Annotated in this window: 3 protein-coding genes; all 3 read left to right on the top strand. The window is 60.5% G+C overall.

Annotation, left to right across the window (positions count from 1 at the left end; genetic code table 11):
• On the top strand, positions 1 to 1,530 hold a 1,530-nt coding region (locus EOL86_12810), incomplete at its 5' end, for a DUF1156 domain-containing protein (GenBank protein ID NCD26455.1).
• Between the two features lie 4 nt (positions 1,531 to 1,534).
• On the top strand, positions 1,535 to 2,017 hold the full coding sequence (locus tag EOL86_12805) for a hypothetical protein (GenBank protein ID NCD26454.1): 483 nt from the start codon (positions 1,535 to 1,537) through the stop codon (positions 2,015 to 2,017).
• A partial coding sequence (locus EOL86_12800) for an ATP-binding protein (protein NCD26453.1) occupies positions 2,014 to 3,724 on the top strand: 1,711 nt, incomplete at its 3' end. The genes EOL86_12805 and EOL86_12800, both read left to right, overlap by 4 nt.

Here is a 3,724-nt window from a genome sequence, read left to right as displayed (position 1 = left end):
GATGACGGGCAAGGGCTGGATGCTGGCGGCACCGGGGCTGCGGCGTATGCGGATGCGGTGGCTGTGTATTTGGGATTCCTTGTTGACCAGCAAAGCAATCAATCCAGCACGATTTGTGGATGGAATAACATCAACCAGCAAATGATCGTAACTTTTTCACGACAAGCAATACCAATGGTGTGGGATTACGCTGAATGCAATGTCTTTTCTAAATCTTCGGGCAGTCTTTTCAACCTCATGGAAAGGCAGGTTAAAGGGATAGAAGCAACCGCAGCCTCCTCAAATGGCTTTGCTCGACAAGCTGATGCTCAAAGCCAAACAATTTCGTCATCGAAAATAGTTTCTACAGATCCGCCTTACTACGACAATATCGGATATGCTGACTTGTCTGATTATTTCTACGTCTGGCTGCGCAGATCCCTGAAGCCGATCTTCCCCGGCCTCTATGCCACGGTAGCCGTGCCCAAGGCCGAAGAATTGGTAGCCACGCCCTACCGCCATGGTGGCAAGGCCGAGGCCGAAGCCTTTTTTCTGGACGGCATGACCAAGGCCATCCGTAATCTGGCCGAACAGGCTCATCCGGCCTTTCCCGTGACCATTTACTACGCCTTTAAGCAGGCAGAAACAGATTCAACTAAAGGAACAACTAACACAGGTTGGGATACTTTCTTAGAGGCCCTTATTCGGGCAGGTTTTGCCCTAACTGGAACGTGGCCTGTCAGAACGGAATCTGCGAATAAACTAAAAGCCAACCTCAACGCTCTAGCCTCATCCATCGTCCTGGTCTGCCGCAAACGCCCAGCCGATGCTCTGACCATTTCCCGCCGCGAATTCATCCGCGAACTGAACGCGGTGCTCCCCGAGGCCCTGGACGAGATGACGCGCGGCACGGGTGCGGATTCTCCGGTGGCTCCGGTGGATTTGTCCCAGGCCATCATCGGCCCCGGCATGGCCATCTTCAGCAAATATGCCGCCGTGCTCGAAGCCGACGGCTCCCCCATGACCGTGCGCACGGCCTTGCAGCTCATCAACCGCTTCTTGGCCGAAGACGATTTCGACCACGACACGCAATTCTGCCTGCACTGGTTCGAGCAATACGGCTGGAATCCGGGCGAGTTCGGCCAGGCCGACACCCTGTCCCGCGCCAAGGGCACCAGCGTGGACGGCATCCGCGAGGCCGGCGTGCTCGAAAGCGGCGGCGGCAAGGTGCGCCTGTACCGCTGGGCCGAGTATCCGGCGGACTGGAACCCGGCCAAGGATGAACGCCTGCCGGTCTGGGAAGCCCTGCACCAGATGATCCGCGTCCTGCGCCACCACGGCGAAGGTCAGGCCGGCAGACTTCTGGCCGCCGTGCGCCAGCATTCCGACGCCATCCGCCAACTGGCCTACCGCCTCTACACCCTGTGCGAACGCAAAGGCTGGGCCGAAGACGCCCGCGCCTACAACGAACTGATCACCAGCTGGGACAATATCGACAAGGCCGCCAGTAAAACCACTGGTGAACGCCAAAGAAACCTGCCAGGACTGTAAAAATATGCCTGAGAATCACTCTCCAGTACGTCATTGCGAGCGCAGCGCGGCAATCCAGACAAAGACCTGGATTGCTTCGTCGAAGACTCCTCGCAATGACGAACGTAAAACAAGTGTAAGCTATTTTTTTAATGCGCCCCATCTCCGTCATTGCGAGCGCGGCGCGGCAATCCATGCCTTTGCTTTTCTCTGGAATGCCTCGCCGAAGACTCCCACGCAGAGCCTAGCTTCTCGCAATGACGAACGTAAGACAACTGTAAGCTATTTTTTAAATGCGTCCCGTCTCCGTCATTGCGAGCGCAGCGCGGCAATCCATGCCTTTGTTGTTCGTCTCTGGATTGCTTCGTCGAAGACTCCTCGCAATGACGGGAAAATAATTCAAAAAAATGCGTTATCAGCGTTTCATGACGCACACCGCACCAATCATCCATTTCTCCGCAACCATTTTGAACCCATCGACACCACATGCGGTAGGAGCATGCAATGACCCTCAAACCCTGGCGTGAAATCGTCCTGCCCCACCCGGACGTCTTGGAAGGAACATTCCTGCAATCGGAATTCGCGGCCGACATCACCGCCGTGGCCACGGGCCAGGCCCCGCGCGAGTATCAGGACGCCCAGGCCTTTTTCGAGCGCACCTACATCACCGAGGGCATGCGCCACCTGCTCCTGTCCGTGGCCCAGCGCCTTTCCGCCCAGGGTGGCGACCCGGTCATCCAGCTCCAGACCTCCTTTGGCGGCGGCAAGACCCACACCATGCTGGCCGTGTACCACATGGCCACGCGGGCCTGCTCGATGAACGATCTGCCCGGCCTGTCCGGCCTGCTCAATCAATCCAACCTGATCAATCTGCCCACGGCCACGGTCGCGGTGCTGGACGGCACGGCCCACGCGCCGGGCCAGCCCTGGGTGCATGGCCAGCAGACCATCAACACACTGTGGGGCGAACTGGCCTGGCAACTGGGCGGCGCGGAAGCCTACACCCTGCTGGCCGCCGCCGACGCCAGCGGCACCTCGCCCGGCAAGGATGTGCTCAAAGCCCTGTTGGAACGCTGCGCCCCGTGCGTGGTGCTCATGGACGAACTGGTGGCCTACATCCGCCAGTTCCCGGATGGACAGGCCTTGAGCGGCGGCACCTTCGACAGCAATCTGTCCTTTGTGCAGGCCCTGACCGAAGCGGCCAAGCTGGTGCCCACGGCCATCATTCTGGCCTCATTGCCGGAATCGGAAGTCGAGGCCGGCAGCCAGCGCGGCCAAAGCGCCCTGTACGCCCTGGAAAAAACCTTTGGCCGGGTTCAGGCCCTGTGGAAGCCCGTGGGCGTGGAAGAATCCTTTGAGATCGTGCGCCGCCGACTGTTCGAGCCGGTGCGCGACGCCGCCGGCCGTGACGCGGTCTGCCGGGCCTTTGCCGAGACCTACGCCGCCGAGGGGGCCAAGTTTCCGAGCATCACCCACGAGGCCCGCTATCAGGACCGTCTGACCCAGGCCTATCCCATCCATCCGGAGGTCTTTGACCGCCTCTACGAGGACTGGAGCACCCTGGACAGCTTCCAGCGCACGCGCGGCGTGCTCAAATTCATGGCCCTGGTCATTTTCCGGCTGTGGCAGGATGACAACCGCGATGCTATGATCCTGCCCGGCAGTATTCCGCTCTGCGACCCCAAGGTGCGCGCCGAACTGACGGCCTACCTCACGGCCACGCCCGGCTGGGACGCGGTTATTGACCGCGACGTGGACAGCGACCGGGCCGAGACAACAGTGCTTGAAACCCGCGAGCCGCGCTTTGGCACCGTCAACGCCGCCCGCCGCGTGGCCCGGACCGTATTCCTGGGCAGCGCCCCGGCGGCCACGGCGCACAAACCCGGCATCCGCGGGCTGGACCGGGCGCGTATCCTGCTGGGGTGCATGCAGCCGGGCCAGACCGTGTCCCTCTATGCCGACGCCCTGGGCCGACTGGCCGACCGTCTGCATTACCTGAACGCCTCGGGCGACAGCAGTCAGGATGCAACCCGCTTTTGGTTCGATGTGCGCGCCAACCTGCGCCGCGAAATGGAAGACCGCAAAAATCGGTTCACGGATAAGAACGACATTGCGGCCAAGCTGGGCACGGTGCTCAAAAAACTGACCAAAGGGCTGGATGTGCTCGACGGAGTGCATATCTTCACCGCCCATGGCGACGTGCCCGACGACGAAA

This window comes from Deltaproteobacteria bacterium, from assembly GCA_009930495.1.
GTDB lineage: Bacteria > Desulfobacterota > Desulfovibrionia > Desulfovibrionales > Desulfomicrobiaceae > Desulfomicrobium.
Note: the sequence above shows the minus strand (reverse complement) of the source record. Positions and strands in the feature narration are given on the sequence as shown.

Coding starts and splice junctions, on each gene's coding strand:
- EOL86_12805 (NCD26454.1), top strand. CDS start 1,535: ATGCCTGAGAATCACTCTCCAGTACGTCATTGCGAGCGCAGCGCGGCA.